Below are 18,290 nucleotides of genomic sequence, written 5' to 3'. Positions count from 1 at the left end.
GGATACAGGACTTTTATGCCTGTTTTTTAGATAAGAAAACTTAGAATGAGACTCAGATTTTCAATTATTTGTATGGTTCTTCTACTTTCGGTTTGTTGCAAACCGAAGGAAGAGGGAAGGCAGTCTGACCTGGAGGTCAGCTGGCAACTTTTGGCCAATAACCTGAATGATAAAAATGCATTTCAGGCGAGGCTGGATGTAATAAATCGCAATGATGAACCACTCCGGGATAATTGGGAGTTGTTTTTGAATTATTCAGCATGTCGATTTATAGATACGACCGCTATGTCAGGAAGTGTCACCATCCAGAATGTTGCCGGTGATTTTTATAGGATCAGTCCTGCAGACACGTATACTCCAATTGCTCCCGGTGATACTTTGAAGATTCCTGTGGTTGCAGCTAGCTGGGTGATCAAGGATACCGATGCTCCTTCAGGATTCTACTTCATACTCGATAGAGATGATGCACATCCTTTGACTCCGGAAGTTTCGGTCAGGGTGGCTACGAATCTTGAAATGATGAAACGTAATGCAAAAGATTTTACGGAGGTTCCAACTGCAGAATCCATCTATCAAAAGAATACCCGGGTACATAGATTGAAGGAATCTGAGATCGGTCTGGTGACGCCTAAACCATTTTCTGAGAAAAGAAACGGTCAGTTTTTTCAAAGGCAGGGTTCCTTAAAACTTTTTTCGGCGCCGGAATTCAAAGAGGAAATATTATTCCTTAAAGAACAAATCGAATCGGTCTACAGAGATTCAATCAAGGTAGCTTTTGCAGACTCTGCGGATTTAGCAGATATCTTTCTGGGGTTAAGTGAGAATATATCTTCATCTCCTGGTGTCGGTGAATCTTATACGTTACATACAGGAGAAGATGGAATTCGATTAACAGCAGTCACCGGGAAAGGTGCTTTTTACGGGTTACAATCCTTATTGTCGGTGTTGAAATTCAACAGAGGAATGGCTACGGCAGAGGGGGTGGATATCATTGATATGCCCAGATTTTCATATCGTGGATTACACCTTGATGTAGCACGTAATTTCCAGTCTAAGGAAGCCGTGATGAAATTGCTGGATGTGATGGCACGCTACAAGCTGAATAAGTTTCATTTCCATTTGACGGATGATGAGGGATGGAGGGTTGAGATTAGTGGCCTTCCGGAACTTACTGCTGTCGGAGGGAAACGCATTCATACACGGAATGAACTTGATGGATTGCATCATCAATATGGTTCAGCTGAAAGCGAATCCGGAAGTGGGTTTTATTCCAAGGAAGATTATATAGAGATTCTCCGCTATGCTCGGGAGCGTAAAATAGAGGTGATTCCGGAGATCGATATGCCGGGTCATGCAAGAGCAGCGATCGTTGCCATGAAAGCCCGTGAGAATTATTACCTTTCGAAAGGAGATACACTCAAAGCTAAGGAATACCTTTTACATGATCCGGAAGATCATTCTGTATACAGGTCGGTTCAGAATTACCACGACAATGTGGTAAGTCCGTGTGTCGAGAGCACTTATACCTTTCTGGCAAAGGTTGTTGATGAATTGAAAAACATGCATGAAATTGCCGGACTTCCACTAAATACGGTGCATACAGGGGGAGATGAAGTTCCGTTTGGTGTTTGGGAAGCGTCAGAAAAATGTGCGGCATTAGATGAAGGTGGTCATTTTTCAAGGGAACAGGTGAAGATTTATTTCCTTCGCAGGTTTTCAGAAATTTTAAAAGAACGAGGACTTCATGCTGCCGGATGGGAAGAGGTCGGGCTCACGATAGAGGAACTTCCTGATGGACGAGAGTTAAAAATAGTGAATACCGAATTTGTTAAAGATGATCTGAGGTTGTATGCCTGGAACAGTATCTATGGTGGTGGCGGTGAAGAGTTAGCCTATAAGCTTGCCAATGCAGGGTACAAGGTGGTTATGAGCAATGTGACCCATCTATACTTTGATATGGCATATAGTAAAGATTCCAGAGAGCCAGGTTTTTACTGGGGCGGTTTTGTCTCGGAGGAGGAACCTTTTCGTTTTAAACCCTTTGATATCTATGACGATCTGAAGGAGGACGTGAACGGAAGGCCGATACCAGCTTCCGAACTCGTGAATAAAGAACGCCTTACTGCATCTGGTAAAAATAATATTATGGGAATTCAAGGTCAACTTTGGGCAGAAACCGTAAAGTCTCCCGAACGAATGGAATATATGATGGTTCCAAAATTAGTGGGTCTTGCAGAACGCGCCTGGAGTGAAGCACCTGAATGGAATAGTGGCACAGATACCTATGAGGCGGCCTGGAATGAATATGTTAATCGACTTGGATTACGTGAACTTCCGGGACTTGATACGATAAACGGTGGATATCATTATCGTATACCGATACCGGGAGCAAAGGTTGTTAATGATACGCTGTTTGCAAATATCGATATTCCCGGACTGATAATTCGCTATACAACTGATGGAAGTTTACCGGATGCGTCCAGTAAGGTCTATTCAGGTCCTGTGCCTGTATCCGATGAAGTTATTATCAGGGCATTCAATCAGGAAGGCAGGGGAGGATTGTCAATCTCACCTGATAAAACCAGGAGATTTTTAAATTAAAAGATCCCTGAAAAGGGGTGTCTCCGGTTTCTTACCATTGTTAAATTTACAAGTATTCAAGATCCTGTTTTCTTTTGAGAGCGGGATTTTTTGTGTCTGAATACAGCGTGATTCTTTAGTTGCATTCATCGCTCGAAATATGTCGTTCGGAGAAATTCTGATTTGGTGAACTCCTGATTTTGTATTGAAAGTTCCGGGATTTGATGTTTGGCTCCGTAATTCTTTGTTTTTAAGGGTATTTCGGGGGTGTGGTGACGTGTGAGACCTTGCGTTTTCATCGGTTCAGACCATTTTTTAAGATAATTTTAGAAAATACTATAACGTTTGCGTAAAGTTATTTGGAGTTTCATTGCCGTTGTTGGTCGAAAAACTTTTCAAAGACTTAACATTATTGCAACATTTAATCAATGAATTAATTCGGAAAACGAATATTAACTAAGCTAACTTAAATTCAAAAATGTATGTGTAAGAATTTACAATCTTTTTTACTATGTGCGTTTGCTTTGCTTTCAACGGCAGTATTCGCGCAAAACCGTACGGTGTCGGGGACTGTTACCTCGGCAGGTGACGGAATGCCACTCCCCGGAGTGAGCGTTGTAGTTCAGGGCACCACCGTGGGGGCTACCACTGATTTTGACGGAAAGTACTCCATCGAGGTTTCCGGAGATGCTGTTTTGGAATTCTCTTATCTGGGATTCGCAGATAAGTCCGTTACCGTAGGAAGTCAGTCGGTGATCAATGTGTCTTTGACCGAGGATGCGGAGCAACTGGGAGAAGTTGTTGTAACAGCCCTCGGGGTTTCGAGGGAGAAAAAGGCACTGGGTTACGCAGTGACCGAACTTAATAATGAAGATCTGAACACCACTAAGGATCCTAACGTTGTTAATTCCCTCTCCGGTAAGGTTGCCGGTGTGGTAATTACGCAATCAACATCAGGACCCGGTGGAGGTTCCAGAGTTGTGATCAGGGGTAATAACTCTATCACTGGGAATAACCAGCCATTATATGTGGTAGATGGAATTCCGATCGATAACTCAGGGGTAGGTTCTGCTGCTGGTAGCAGCACTTCGGAATATAGCCGTGCAGATTATGGTACCGGTATTTCCGATATCAACCCTGAAGATATAGAAACAATGACCGTTCTTAAAGGGCCTAACGCAGCAGCGCTTTATGGTTCACGTGCGAGTAACGGGGTGATTCTTATCACTACCAAGAAGGGTACTTCAGGCAGAGGATTAGGAGTAGCGATCTCCTCATCGGCTACTTTTGAAAATCCATTGCTGCTTCCGGAATATCAGAATGAATACGGAAGAGGTAGTGAAGGTAACTTTCCTCAGATACCTACAGCTGGTTCATTTGAAGAGCAGGTTAATGCGGTTAAGTCTGCAAATTCATGGGGTCCTGCTTTTGACGGATCTTCACAGTTCTATTATACCGGTGAGAACAGACCTTATGTTGCACAGCCGGATAACGTAAAAGATTTCTTTAAGACAGGAACCACTTTTACCAATGCGATCACCCTTACGGGAGGTGATGAGAAATCGAATGTATTGTTTTCCTATACGAATACAGATGCGAGTTCTATACTTCCTAATTCAGATATCAAACGACATAACTTTAACCTGAGAGGCTATTCTAAACTAACAGATAAGCTGACTCTTGATGCAAAAGTTACCTATTTTACTCAGGATGCTACTAACAGAGCACTTCAGGGTACTGAAGGAGTTTTGGCATGGGTGTATACAATGCCAAGAAATGTGATGTTAGATGACCTTAAGCGTTATCAGGATCTTGAGAATCCTGTTAATCCTGACAATCCTTATGCTTCCATCAGTTGGAATTCAACAGGTGGTAACCCGTATTGGATGCAATTACATGATGTGAACGAAGATTCACGTCACAGAGTTAATGGTTTTGCCAAGGTTGATTATGCATTTACCGACTGGTTGTCTGCCTTCGTTCGAGTAGGTACTGACCAGGTGAAGCATGACACGTATTCTGCAAATCAATATGGCCATCACTATCAGCCACAGGGAGCATTGAGTATCACCGAGAATACTTTTGGTGAGACTAACGTTGATTTCCTTTTAACCGCAAATAAGAACATTACAGAAAAACTTAATCTTAATGCGAGTTTTGGTGGAAATCATTCCTATCGTACGTATAAACAAATCGGAATCAATGGTAGAGGATTTAAGATCCCTACACGGGTAACGGTATCGAACCTGGTTGATCCGATGCAGACCTATACTCCGCTACAGGAGAAAAAGGTGAACTCTCTTTACGGAGCCTTTTCATTTGCCTATGATAATTACCTGTATCTGGACTTTACCGGAAGAAATGACTGGTCTTCTACACTTTCACCGGATAATCGTTCCTACTTCTATCCATCTGCAAGTGTGAGTTTTATTCCATCTACTGCCTTTGATTTTCAGGATGGATTGTTTAACTTCCTTAAATTAAGAGCGAGCTGGGCTCAGGTAGGTAATGATACCGGCGTATACCAGTTATACGATACTTTTGAACTGGCTTCAAACGGATATCTAGGGCTTACGCAGATCGGAAGAAGATCTGTAAAGGCTAATGAAGATCTTAAACCGGAATCAGTTACTTCACTTGAATTTGGTGTAGAGTTCCGTATGCTTCAGGACAGACTTTTCTTCGATGCTTCTTACTATAGTATTGAATCGGAAGATCTGATTTTCGATGTACCGGTTCCGGAATCAACCGGGTATAATTTCTTTAGAGAGAATGTGGGTAGAATGACCAACAAAGGTTTTGAATTGCTCATCGGAGGTACACCGGTCAAAACGGATAAATTCGAATGGGAAGTTTCTGCAAACATCGCTAAGAACACTAACAAACTGGAAGAACTTATCGATGATCTGGAAAGTTTTACCTTCTCATCAAGTAATGGAGGAAATATCGCAGTTCAGGCTACCGTTGGTGGTGAATTCGGCGAGATCTGGGGTAGAGATTATAAGCGTGTGCCTGAAGGACCAAATGCGGGAGCTTTGTTGCTTGATGCAAATGGAAGGCCTCAGGGAACTGATGAACTTGTAAAACTTGGAAATTATCAGCCGGATATGACCGGAGGTCTGACCAATAACCTCAAGTTTGGAAACCTTGGATTGAGATTCCTTGTGGATTTCAGACTGGGTGGAGAAATTTATTCGGGAACCGATGCTTCACTTGATGGCGCAGGTGTATCTACAAGAACACTTGAATATCGCGAAGATGGTGTAGTAGTTGATGGATTTATCGAAGATGGTGCTGGAGGATATGTTGCAAATACCAGCAATATCACCGCTCAGCAATATTGGGGGTCGGTAAGTGGAATCTCTTCCAACTACGTATATGATCAGACCAATGTGAGAATGAGAGAGGTGGCGCTTACGTATAATTTCCCTTCTAAACTGTTGGATAATACTTTTATAAACAGTGCTTCTATCAGTCTTATCGGAAGAAACCTGTTCTTCTTCTACAAAGAGATCGATAATTTCGATCCTGAGTCGAGTTATTCGACCAGTAACTTCGCACAAGGGGTGTTATATAATAACCTTCCTACTACAAGAAGTCTCGGGTTCAACCTTAATCTTAAATTCTAAAAAAGTATGAAAAGACAGCTATATAAATTAGGAACACTCGCGTTTTTCGGACTGGTAGCCTGTACCTCCGGATTCGACGATATCAACCAGGACCCGAACGGATTCTTACCGGAGGAGGTCAGTGCAAAATACTTCCTTACGGAACCACAGTTCCTGCTGTTCGGACCTGACCGATATCCGTATTGGAGAGCACAACTGATACATTCAGACAGATATGCCGGACACTTTACTTTTGGACATCATGGTTCCTGGTGGAGTGACGGACTCGGATATTCATATGATGCTGCCTATACCGATGCAACCTGGGATTGGCTTGCCGGAGCTTTCGGTAAGATCGATAACTTCCTTACGCTAACGGATGTTGGTGGGGAGTTTGAAAACCAGTATATGTATGCAGTTGGATTAATTACCAAATCACTGTATTACCAGATGTATACCGATGTATTCGGGATGGTGCCATTTAGTGAAGCTGGAGTTGAAGGCATTGTAACACCTAAATTCGATTCCCAAAAGGATATTTACACCAGTGTGATCGCAAACCTCGATCAGGCAATGCAGATCATTGGCGATACAGAAAGAACCGGTGGAGGTATCGATGATATCGGTGAGAATGATGTGTATTGTGGAGGAGATCTTCAGAAATGGAAACGTTTGGCGAATACGTTGAAACTCAGAATGGGATTGAGAGCTTACGGAGCTTCAGATGCAGGATTCGCAGCTACGGCTATTTCCGAAGCACTTGCTGGTGACTTGCTGGATGAGTCAACCGGAAGTGTCCTGATGGATAAGGATACTGAGATATCTCAATGGACCAGTGCTTGTTATGGTGATGTTTGGCATAATTTCGGCGGACTTGGTTCGAAATGGACCATGGGTGAAACGCTTATCAATTATCTGAGAGATAATAACGATCCTCGTCTTGCAGCCTATGCGAAACCTGCTGATGGAGGAACTATTACCTATACGAAGCCTGCATCCGGAGAGGCGGCTGATAATTTTCAGGCTCGCGTTGACTTTATTCTCAACACGCTGGATGAACAGGGAGCAAGTTATAGTACTTCCGGTACTGCTGATGAGGTGACTATAGTCCTTGATCCGGGACAATATATCGGACAGCCAACCCGATTGAATTCTCAAACTATGTCTTACGCGAACTTTTCCATGTTCAGTACTCCGAACGATAAGGTTACTCAGGCAAAACTCGCAGGTCCTATGTACGAAGAGATCGTAATGACCAGTGCGGAGGCCTATTTCCTGAGAGCAGAGGCTGCCGTTATGGGGTTAGGTGCTGATAATGCACAGGAGATGATGGAAAAAGGTATCGCCGAAGCGATGAAGGTTTGGGAGATCGGACAAGGAGATATCGACACTTATATCGCAAGCGCTGCTCTTGCTGATATTACTGCAGGATCTACCGATGAGAAACTCGAGAAGATCGCCATTCAGAGATGGCTTGCAGATTATACCGATGGTTTTGAAGCTTGGGCGGTGGTTCGGGATACAGGATATCCTTCGAATCTGGCTGCAGGAGTTTCTGATAATATGATCTTTGAACCAGGTACTCTTAATGGTGCATACCCACAACGTATGCGCTATGGAACCAGTGTTCAGACAGGAAATGGCGCCAACTATGCAGATGCCGTGAGTGCTCAGGGAGCGGATACTCAGGCTACTAAATTATGGTGGGCCAAATAATTAATGAAGTCAGATTTTACCATAATTTGATTTTGTTTTCTAGTTAGTTTAATAAAAGGAGAGGGACAACCCTCTCCTTTTTCGTTATTAAGCTTTTTAGCGATGTTATTAGTCGAAATAATTAAATATACCCTGCTGAAATTTGCAAATTAGCAATAAGTAACGCCATAGTATTTTACATTGAAAAATTGATTGTTGAGGTGAGGAATTAATAGTCCTATAGAGAAAGCAAAGGTGAACTGCCTTTGCTTTTTTTAAACCTAAATCGTATAGAATACACGGGAATCGGCGAAAAATTCTTAACTTATTCTCGGTTTTCAAACCCGCGCAACAATTGAGAGATCGTGTGAAATCATAAACATAGATTAATCAATTAAATAACAATATCATGATTGCAGAAGAACAATTGTGTAACCTGACCGATATTAGCTACAAGGAAGCCGGGATCTACGAAAATACCCGTTTTGAAAAGATTCATAATGTAGTTTACGACGATTCCGATAATGCATCCGCAATTGTCGCCCGGGAAATAGGCGATCTTATCCGTAGTAAACAGGCCAGAAACGAAACCTGCGTGCTCGGACTTGCGACAGGTTCTTCTCCGATCAAGGTCTATGAAGAATTGATCCGCCTCCATAAGGAAGAGGGGTTGAGCTTTAAGAATGTCGTGACCTTTAATCTGGATGAATACTATCCGATGACTAAACAGAATGCACAGAGTTATTATTACTTCATGCATGAATATCTATTCAATCATATCGATATCCCCGAAAAAAACATCAATATTCCCAAGGGTGATCTTGATCCTGATGATATCCTGGATTTCTGTGTAAACTATGAAAAGAAAATAAAGAGTTTCGGCGGACTCGATTTTCAATTATTGGGAATCGGTCGTACGGGACATATCGGTTTTAATGAACCGGGATCCCATTATAACTCCAGAACTCGTCTGATAACACTGGACCATCTGACCCGTAGTGATGCATCCACGGCTTTCCTCGGGTTGGAAAATGTACCAAAGAAGGCGATCACGATGGGAATCAGAACGGTTATGGATGCTAAACGAGTGGTCTTACTCGCCTGGGGTCAGAATAAGGCCGAGATCGTTAAGGAAGCGGTTGAAGGTGAAATTTCTTCAAAAGTACCGGCAACGTATTTGCAGGAACATCATAATACTACTTTCGTGATGGATTCAGGTGCTGCTTCCGAATTGACACGAATCAAAACTCCATGGTTGGTAGGACCTTGTGAATGGACTTCAGAGCTTACCAGAAAATCGGTGGTATGGCTTTGTAATCATACCGGAAAATCGATTCTAAGACTTACCGATAAGGATTATAATGATAACGGAATGGAAAGTCTGCTTACGCTGGAAGGGTCTTCTTATGATCTGAACATCAAAATGTTCAATGTATTGCAGCATACCATTACCGGTTGGCCCGGAGGGAAACCTGATTCCGATGATACCAAACGTCCGGAAAGATCCAACCCGGCTAAAAAACGTGTGATAATTTTTAGTCCGCACCCTGATGATGATGTGATCTCAATGGGAGGTACGTTCGATCGACTGGTGGAGCAGGGACATGAAGTACATATCGCTTATCAGACCTCAGGAAATATTGCGGTATCCAACCATGAAGCGATGAAGTTTGCAGAAGTAGCAGCTGCTTTGGATCCCGAAGATCAATTGTATAAAAAGATCATTCATCATATCAGAAATAACGAAGAGTTCAATATCGATGCTCCCGAAGTAAGGCAATTGAAAGGACTCATCCGTCAAAAGGAATCGCTGGGTGCAACCCGCTATGTAGGGATTCCTGATTCTCAGGCACATTTTCTTAATCTGCCATTCTATGAGACCGGTGCCATCAAGAAACGTCCGTTAAGTGATGATGATGTCGCTATTATGTGTGACGTGATTAGAGAGATCAAACCACACCAGATCTATGCTGCCGGAGATCTGGCAGATCCGCATGGAACCCATAAGGTTTGTCTTGATGCCCTTTTTAAAGCCCTTGAAATTTTAAAGCATGAAGATTTTATGAAAGATTGCTGGGTTTGGCTGTATCGCGGTGCATGGCATGAATGGGATATGCATGAGATCGAAATGGCGGTACCGATGAGCCCGGATCAGGTTTTGCGTAAGCGAAGAGCTATATTCTTCCATCAGTCGCAAAAAGACGGTGTGATGTTTCAGGGTGATGACTCCAGAGAGTTCTGGGTCAGAGCTGAAGAAAGGAATAAAGAGACCGCATCGAGATATCATAAGCTTGGATTAGCAGATTATGCAGCGATCGAAGCATTTAAACGCTATTTTTACTAAAAAAAATTTATGATCCTTATTGCAGACGGCGGGTCTACCAAGTGTGACTGGATCATTACCGGTGAAGACGGTAATGATATTCAGAAATGTAGAACAACTGGTATAAATCCCTCACTTGTAACAAAAAAAATGGCCCTGGAAATACTTTCCGGGGCTCCGCTTTTGATGGAATACAAAAACCTGATCGGTCAGGTTTATTTTTATGGAGCGGGTTGCGGACTCGAAAAATATCAGAATGTATTGAAAAAAGTCTTTGATAACTTTTTTGAAAATGCAGAAGTTATCAGGGTACGTGAAGATCTGGATGCCGCTGTTTATAGCTGTACGACCAGTCCCGGTATTGTTTCGATTTTGGGAACCGGTTCTAATTGTTGTTATTTCGATGGAAAGAACATCGAGACCAGAATGCCTTCCATGGGCTATACCCTAATGGATGATGCCAGTGGAAATAATCTGGGAAAACGGCTGTTGCGTGCCTATTATTTTAAACAAATGCCGCAGTATCTGGCCGACGCTTTTGAATTGGCCTATGATGTCGATCCCGGTAAAGTGAAAAAACGGCTGTATAAAAAGTCACATCCTAATGCTTTTCTGGCAACCTATGCCCGGTTTATATTTGAACATCCGGAGGATGAATTCCTGCAGGGAATTCTCAAGGATTCAATCCGTTCCTTTGCAGATACACATCTTCACTTATTTGCCAAAGAAGCGGAGCAGGTGCCGGTTCATTTCGTGGGTTCTATTGCATATTACGCCCGTAAAGCCATTATTGAAGTGCTCAGAGATGAATATGGTATGACCTGTGGTAATTTTATAAGAAGGCCTATTGACGGGCTGTTATTGTACCATACAGGGGATCGATGATAAAAGATCCGGGGCTTTACGCTTCGAGCAGGCTGATAACCTCTTTAGCATCCTGCATCTTTGCATGATCTAGAGCCGTGTAACCGCGATTGTCTTTAGCAGTTTTATCCGCGCCTTTTTCCAGGAGAAGTTTTACGATCTCCGGTTTAGCAAAGGTTGCCGCATAGATGAGCGCGGTTCCATGGTTTCCGTTAATAGCATTTGGGTCAGCTCCATGTTCCAGTAGAAGCGATGCAATTCCGGTAAATCCTTTAAAGCATACGCCCATCAAAGGTGTGTTTCCGGAAGGATCTCTGGCATCTACATCGGCACCTTCCCCGATAAGAATCGCCGCCATATCCTCTAATCCGTAATATGTGGTCAGCAATAAAGGAGTGGAGCCTCTTGGATCAGTTGCATTGATTAGTCCCGGTTCTGATTTCAGAATAGTCCTTAATTGTTCCTTATCTTCATTTCGAATCGCATTGAAAAGAGCTTCCTGTGACATATTTTCCTAATTAGTATGCTTATAAATATAATGGAGCATCACCGATGCTCCGATTTAAAGATAGCAAATTTTTAGAATGGTACACTACTGAGTTGATTATACGTAGAAGAGATAATACGGTAAGGAGCGTAATTGACTGTTAAAATATTTTAGGCTGCTTGCGCACAGCAGACTTAAGATTATGTAATCTAATTGATGAGTGTTCCGTTCATCTGAAGCAGTTCTTCCAGATAGATGCGGTTGTTGGATAGCCTGGGCACTTTATGTTGTCCTCCCAGTTTATCGTTCAGCTTCAGCCAATCGTAGAACAGGTTTTTTCTGGCAACATTGAGAACCGGATGGTTGAGGGTCATGTTCAAATATCTTTTGGCTTCGTAATCTGAATTCAGAGACTTTAAACTCTCATCAAGGGCTCGTGCAAAATGATCGATGCTGTCGGGCATTTTACGGAATTCGATAAGCCATTCGTGTGCGCCTTTCTCCTTTCCTCTCATGAAGACCGGAGCTGCCGTATAATCGATAATCTCAGCACAGGTTTCACTACAGGCATGTTTAAGGGCTTCTTCAGCATTCTCTATGATAAGCTCTTCCCCAAAAACATTGATATGGTGTTTCGTTCTTCCGGTTACCTTGATGCGATAAGGATTAACCGATGTAAAACGAACTGTATCTCCTATGAGATAACGCCATAAACCGGCATTAGTCGTGATCAGCATAGCGTAGTTCTTGCCTTGTTCCACTTCCCAAAGCGGAATGATGCGCTGTTGAGGTGTGTTGTAGGTGCTCATCGGTATGAATTCATAGAAGATGCCATAATCCAGCATCAGTAACAGTTCATCCGAATTATTGCGATCCTGGATAGCAAAGAAGCCTTCACTGGCATTGTAGATCTCGTAATATTTAAAATTCTTTCTGGGGAGTAACTTTTCATATTGTTCTCTGTAAGGGTTGAAACTTACTCCTCCATGAAAGTAGACCTCCAGGTTTTCCCAAATATCGAAAAGATTGTTTTTGCCGGTCACTTCTAACACCTTATTTAAAAGAACCAGCATCCAGGAAGGAACTCCTGCAAGACTGGTCACATCTTCGCGTATCGTTTCCTGAACAATGGCTTCCAGCTTGGTTTCCCATTCGCTCATCAGTGACACCTTATTGCTCGGTGTGCTGCTCATTTCGGCCCAAAAGGGAAGGTTGTCTATGATGATCGCTGAAAGATCACCAAAGAATGTCTGATTGTCCTGATAGAGCTCTTTGCTTCCTCCTAAACGAAGACTTTTACCATTAAAAAGTTTGGAGTCTTCATTATTGTTAAAGTACAATGAGAGCATATCTTTCCCTGCTTTAAAATGACAGTCTTCCAGCGATTCGGTACTCACGGGAATGAACTTGCTTTTGGCATTGGTCGTTCCACTGCTCTTTGCGAACCAGCGGATCGGAGTAGGCCAGAAGATGTTGTTTTCCCCTCGGCGACATCGTTCGATCATAGGTTCGATATCTTCATATCTGCTGATCGGAAGGCGTTCGGAGAAACTTTCGTACCGGTTGAGTGTTTTAAAATCAAATTGTCTCCCCAATTCCGTATCCTGAGATACTGTCAGTAGTTGATTGAGTACCTCCATTTGTACCTCTTCCGGGTATTTCATGAAGAGTTCCATCTGGTGAAAACGTTTCTTCAATAACCAGGAGGCAACGGAATGAAATAGTGGGATTGCCATTAATTTTGAATTATATTTGATAAAAATATAAAACTTTATCCATGTACGAAGGTGTGTTGACAAAAATGCAAACGGAATTCACGAAGCCGGTTAATTACTTCCTTGTTTTTAAAAATGATTTTATCCATATAAATCAACTTTTAGATAAGAAAATTACGATCAACTTCGTACGGCACGAATGCCTTAATTGTCATCTGGACAAACCGATATATCGTCAGGGTTTTTGCAGAAATTGTTTCTTTGAGATTCCTCAGGCTGCAGACTGGATAATGAAACCTGAACTTTCGAAAGCTCATCTCGACGAAGAAGATCGTGATCTTGAATTCGAAAAAAAGGTTCAGTTACAACCGCATATCGTCTATCTTGCCAACTCAAGTAGTATAAAGGTAGGGGTAACCCGTAAAAATCAGGTGCCGACCCGGTGGATCGATCAGGGTGCGCACGAAGCGATAGAGATCGTTGAAGTTCCTAATCGTTACCTGGCCGGAATTACTGAAGTTGCTTTGAAAGATCATATCTCCGATAAAACCAATTGGAGAACCATGCTTAAAAATGAGATTCAGGATGAAGACCTGATCAGTAAACGTGAAGAATTAAGAGCATTCATTCCTGAAGAGACCCTACCTTATTTTCTGGGAAACCGGGAAGAGACGAATATCGTTTACCCGGTGCATCAGTATCCTGTAAAGCCTAAAACACTCAATTTAGACAAAACACCCCATTATGAAGGAGTGCTCAAGGGGGTGAAGGGTCAATATTTGATCTTTGAAGATAATACCGTATTCAATGTAAGGTCGTATGAAGGATATGTCGTAGCTATAGACGTTGTTTGACTATAATGTCGAATATCGGAGAATCCTGTGTTGCGTGATTAACTCGTATTACATAAACAAAAAAAAGCCCTGGTATGATTCCCAGGGCTTTTTTCTAAGGTATGTCCATTATTAGGAAACGGCCTTTAATTTTTTGATCTTCAATTTAGTGAGTTTTTCCTCTGCATATTCTCTGTCAACGATAAGGTTGTTGTCTTTAGAGCTAGGCATTTCGAACATAGCGTCCGTAAGGATGGTCTCACAAAGCGAACGGAGTCCGCGGGCACCAAGATTATATTCGATGGCCTTTTCCACGATATAATCCAATGCATCATCTGTGATCTCGAATTTGATATCATCCATATGGAAAAGCTTGTTATACTGCTTGATGATCGCATTCTTCGGTTCGGTAAGAATAGCCCGAAGTGTTTTAGCATCAAGAGGATCCATGTGGGTGAGTACCGGCAAACGACCGATGATCTCAGGAATCAGTCCAAAATCCTTAAGGTCTTTTGGAATGATATATTGCAACAGATTGTCTTTATCAAGAACTTCATCCTGACGTTGGGCACTATACCCGACTGCCTGCATATTGAGTCTTTTGGAAATATTTCTTTCGATACCGTCAAAGGCACCTCCTGCGATGAAAAGGATGTTTTCGGTATTTACTTCGATAAATTTCTGGTCAGGGTGTTTTCTTCCACCTTTTGGCGGAACGTTTACGGTAGTTCCTTCCAGAAGTTTTAATAGAGCCTGCTGTACACCTTCACCGGATACATCTCGGGTAATAGATGGGTTATCGCTTTTACGCGCGATCTTATCAATCTCATCGATAAATACGATTCCGCGTTCAGCTTTCTCCAGATTATAATCGGCGGCCTGCAACAGACGGGTAAGGATGCTCTCCACATCTTCACCAACATATCCTGCTTCGGTAAGTACTGTAGCGTCTACAATCGCAAGGGGTACGTTCAGCATTTTGGCGATGGTCTTGGCCATAAGAGTCTTACCGGTACCGGTTTGACCCACCATTATAATATTACTCTTCTGAATTTCAACATCATCTTTTGTCGGTGGTTGCAGCAGTCGTTTGTAGTGGTTATAAACCGCAACGGAAAGCACCTTTTTAGTCGCATTCTGACCAATGATGAATTGGTCCAGGAACTTTTTGATCTCAACCGGTTTACGCAGGGTGAGTTCAGAGGAAAGTTCACTCTTCTTAGACTGGTGAGTTTCTTCGAGCACAATTCCGTGAGCCTGTTCAATACAACGGTCACAGATGTGTGCATCCAGTCCTGCGATCAGGAGGTTGGTCTCCGGTTTTTTTCTACCGCAAAACGAACATTCTAAATCTTCTTTCGCCATCTTTATTCAGTTGTGAATCCACAAGTTATATGAATTCTGTTAAGGGGGAAAATTCATACGCTTTAAATCGGCGTAATCCAGAATTCCCGGGATTATGGGTTTCTTTCCAATACTTCGTCGATCATTCCGTATTCCTTTGCTTCTTTAGCTTTCATCCAGAAATCACGGTCACTATCTTCGGTAACCTTCTTCATTGACTGACCGCTGTGACGGGATATGATCTGATAAAGTTCATCTTTGAGTTTCAGGATCTCGCGAGCAGTGATTTCGATATCACTTGCTTGTCCCTGAGCTCCTCCCAGAGGTTGATGGATCATCACTCTGGCATGGGGTAGCGCAGATCGTTTTCCTTTCTCTCCTGCACAAAGTAATACAGCGCCCATGGAAGCAGCCATACCTGTACAGATAGTAGCTACATCCGGTTTGATGTATTGCATGGTGTCATATATACCGAGCCCGGCATAAACGCTACCTCCGGGAGAGTTGATATAGATCTGAATATCCTTGGAAGAATCGGTGCTCTCCAGGAAAAGCAGTTGTGCCTGAATGATGTTCGCAACCTGATCATTGATGGCAGTTCCCATAAAGATGATCCTGTCCATCATTAAGCGCGAAAATACATCCATTGCAACCGCGTTCATCTGTCTCTCTTCGATGATATTTGGTGTCAGGCCAACAGGGGTCATAGCACTTACGATCTTGTCGTAGTACATGCTGTTTATACCCTGATGTCCGGTGGCAAATGCCTTGAATTCTTTTTCTATGTTCATATGGATAAGTTGTCTAGATAAATTAGTATGTAAAAAGGCGTTGAACCTAACGTTCTAACGCCTTAAATATACTTATTTATTTTTTACAGGAATTAACCATATACTTCTTTCACAAAGTTTTCGTAGGTAACTTCCTTAGTCTTCAGATTCGCTTTTTCCTTGTACAGTTGGATCAGTTTCTGACTCATTAACTGCTCGGAAAGTCGTCTCGCTTCTTCCTGATTTGAAAGTACTCTTCCGGCGATATCCTCAAGTACAGATTCCTCAGGGTTGGTTTGACCGAATTGTGCCATTTGAGAACGAACGTAATCTTTTGCAAAATCCTTCAGGTTCTCATAAGTTACCTGAAGATCGTTGTTCTTGATGATCTTTCCTTCGATCAATTGGTAGCGAAGACCTTTTTCTGATTTTTCATATTCTTCAGAAGCCTGGTCATCAGTCAGTAATTCTTCTCCTGTAGCCTGGATCCATTTTTTAAGGAACTCAGCAGGAAGGTCAAACTGGGTGTTGTCAACCAAATGTTCTGTGATGTCGTTCAGTAACTTCTGATCCGATTGTTGCTCGAATTGCTTTTCAGCATCCTCTTTGATCTTTGTACGCATTTCTTCTTCAGAAGTAACAGCGTCCTTACCGAATAACTTGTCGAAGAATTCCTGATTCAATTCGGCAGCTTCTCTCTTGTTGATCTCTTCGATGGTAAAAGTAACTTCGATGTCAAGGTCATGTGCCTCGTCATGAGAAGCTTTTACAAAAGACATCAGATCATGATCATCTTCGCAAAGGCCTTTGGTCTTAAGCTCAAGGGTGTCTCCAACTTTAGATCCGAGGAATTTACCGTTGTTGCGTTTTCCTTTGATTTTATCAAGGGTTAAAGTAACACGGTTTTCAAGTTCTCTCTCCTCATTTTTAAAAGTACCGGTGATTTCGCTGTCCTCCGTTACTTCCTCCTGAGAAATAAGCTTTCCGTATTGCTTGGCGATACGATCAACCTGCTCATCGATCATTTTATCGTCAGCGGTAATATGATAATGTGTAATCGGCTTCTTCGTGTTGAGGTCTACATCGAACTCAGGAGCAAGACCGAGTTCGAATTCAAATGAAAAGTTTTCTGCTTCCCAGTCAAGATCATCCTGAGCTTTTGGAAGCGGATTCCCAAGTACATCAAGTTTTTCCTCTACAAGGTACTTGTTAAGGGAATCTTGTAAAAGCTTGTTCACTTCGTCAACCAATACGGCTTTTCCATATTGCTTTTTAACAAGCCCCATAGGTACATGTCCTTTTCTGAAACCGGGAATGTTCGCATTCTTACGGTAGTCGGTCAGGATCTTATCTACCCTGTCACTGTAATCTTCTTTTGTGATAGCAACTTTTACAATTGCATTTAATTTGTCAATTTGCTCTCTAGTAATATCCATTATATAAAATATTATTGCCCCTTAAATTCGGCTTGCAAAAATAAGACATTTTAAATCGCTAGCCAAGTTTTTAATAAGCTGTAAAACAATTTATTAAAATTTTAATATTTCGTTCAGGAAAGTAATGGTGCAGCGCGGTTTACCACAAACAAAATTACGGCTTTTGAAAGAAAGTTATGTGTTAAATATTAGGTATTAGAGCTTTCCGTACATAAAGGAGTTCTTATTTGTCTTCCTTGATCAGCGAATAAAGTATCGATTGTAAGATGGAAAACAGCACACTGAATATTATAGCCCACCAGAAATTGCTCACGTCGAATCCATCGATAAGTCCGTCGGCAAAAAGGATCAGTATCGCATTGATGACGAGAAGAAAGAGTCCGAGCGTAATGATCGTTACCGGAAGGGTCAGGATTACCAGAATTGGCTTAACGATCAGGTTAAGGATCGCAAGAACAATCGCGATGATGATCGCTGTGGAGAATTTATCGACACTGATACCCGGAAGTATCTTTTCCAGGATGATAACGGCAAGTGCACTGAGAAGTACTTTTAAAATTAGCTTCATAATATTCTGTTTTTTAGTGAATTAAAGATATAAAAAAACGCCTTCATTACGAAGGCGTTTGTAACAG

The 18,290-nt window shown here is 42.2% G+C and carries 12 protein-coding genes; 6 read left to right on the top strand and 6 right to left on the bottom strand.

What is annotated here, in order from left to right; genetic code table 11:
* The first annotated feature begins 72 nt into the window (after window positions 1-72).
* The 5 genes from DMZ48_RS07975 (at window position 73) to DMZ48_RS07955 (ending at window position 11,091) form a co-directional block, all read left to right on the top strand.
* Window positions 73-2,601 carry a family 20 glycosylhydrolase gene (locus DMZ48_RS07975; RefSeq protein ID WP_162558683.1) on the top strand — a complete coding sequence of 843 codons (2,529 nt, stop codon included), beginning with the start codon at window positions 73-75 and terminating at the stop codon, window positions 2,599-2,601.
* Between the two features lie 461 nt (window positions 2,602-3,062).
* The gene (locus DMZ48_RS07970) at window positions 3,063-6,209 is read left to right on the top strand and encodes a SusC/RagA family TonB-linked outer membrane protein (protein ID WP_143954596.1); all 3,147 of its coding nucleotides are present in this window, start codon (window positions 3,063-3,065) and stop codon (window positions 6,207-6,209) included.
* 6 nt (window positions 6,210-6,215) lie between these two features.
* Window positions 6,216-7,904, top strand: a complete 1,689-nt coding sequence (locus tag DMZ48_RS07965) for a SusD/RagB family nutrient-binding outer membrane lipoprotein (protein WP_143954595.1) — start codon at window positions 6,216-6,218, stop codon at window positions 7,902-7,904.
* 388 nt (window positions 7,905-8,292) lie between these two features.
* Window positions 8,293-10,227, top strand: coding sequence for a glucosamine-6-phosphate deaminase (gene nagB / locus DMZ48_RS07960; protein WP_143954594.1), 1,935 nt, complete (start codon window positions 8,293-8,295; stop codon window positions 10,225-10,227).
* 9 nt (window positions 10,228-10,236) lie between these two features.
* Window positions 10,237-11,091 (top strand): N-acetylglucosamine kinase, encoded by an 855-nt coding sequence (locus DMZ48_RS07955; protein WP_143954593.1) that lies wholly within the window; start codon window positions 10,237-10,239, stop codon window positions 11,089-11,091.
* A gap of 16 nt (window positions 11,092-11,107) precedes the next feature.
* Here the strand turns inward: DMZ48_RS07955 and DMZ48_RS07950 are convergent, their stop codons facing one another.
* Both DMZ48_RS07950 and DMZ48_RS07945 read right to left on the bottom strand, forming a co-directional pair.
* Entirely contained in the window at window positions 11,108-11,578 is a 471-nt protein-coding gene (locus DMZ48_RS07950) for an ankyrin repeat domain-containing protein (protein ID WP_143954592.1), read from the bottom strand.
* 188 nt (window positions 11,579-11,766) lie between these two features.
* Complete coding sequence (locus tag DMZ48_RS07945; RefSeq protein WP_143954591.1) at window positions 11,767-13,293, bottom strand: GH3 auxin-responsive promoter family protein; 1,527 nt, start codon at window positions 13,291-13,293, stop codon at window positions 11,767-11,769.
* 41 nt (window positions 13,294-13,334) lie between these two features.
* On the opposite strand from DMZ48_RS07945, the gene DMZ48_RS07940 reads away from it, so the two are divergent.
* Window positions 13,335-14,126: a DUF2797 domain-containing protein gene (locus DMZ48_RS07940; RefSeq protein WP_143954590.1), complete on the top strand. Its 792-nt coding sequence runs from the start codon at window positions 13,335-13,337 to the stop codon at window positions 14,124-14,126.
* A gap of 111 nt (window positions 14,127-14,237) precedes the next feature.
* On the opposite strand, the gene clpX is transcribed toward DMZ48_RS07940, so the two are convergent.
* The 4 genes from clpX to DMZ48_RS07920 form a co-directional block, all read right to left on the bottom strand.
* Entirely contained in the window at window positions 14,238-15,470 is a 1,233-nt protein-coding gene (gene clpX, locus DMZ48_RS07935) for an ATP-dependent Clp protease ATP-binding subunit ClpX (RefSeq protein WP_143954589.1), read from the bottom strand.
* Between the two features lie 92 nt (window positions 15,471-15,562).
* Entirely contained in the window at window positions 15,563-16,240 is a 678-nt protein-coding gene (clpP, locus tag DMZ48_RS07930; RefSeq protein WP_143954588.1) for an ATP-dependent Clp endopeptidase proteolytic subunit ClpP, read from the bottom strand.
* A 92-nt stretch (window positions 16,241-16,332) separates the two neighbouring features.
* On the bottom strand, window positions 16,333-17,655 hold the full coding sequence (tig, locus tag DMZ48_RS07925; RefSeq protein WP_143954587.1) for a trigger factor: 1,323 nt from the start codon (window positions 17,653-17,655) through the stop codon (window positions 16,333-16,335).
* 223 nt (window positions 17,656-17,878) lie between these two features.
* The gene (locus DMZ48_RS07920; RefSeq protein ID WP_143954586.1) at window positions 17,879-18,223 is read right to left on the bottom strand and encodes a phage holin family protein; all 345 of its coding nucleotides are present in this window, start codon (window positions 18,221-18,223) and stop codon (window positions 17,879-17,881) included.
* Between the last annotated feature and the right edge of the window lie 67 nt (window positions 18,224-18,290).

This window comes from Robertkochia solimangrovi, from assembly GCF_007279655.1.
Taxonomy (GTDB): domain Bacteria; phylum Bacteroidota; class Bacteroidia; order Flavobacteriales; family Flavobacteriaceae; genus Robertkochia; species Robertkochia solimangrovi.
Note: the sequence above shows the minus strand (reverse complement) of the source record. Positions and strands in the feature narration are given on the sequence as shown.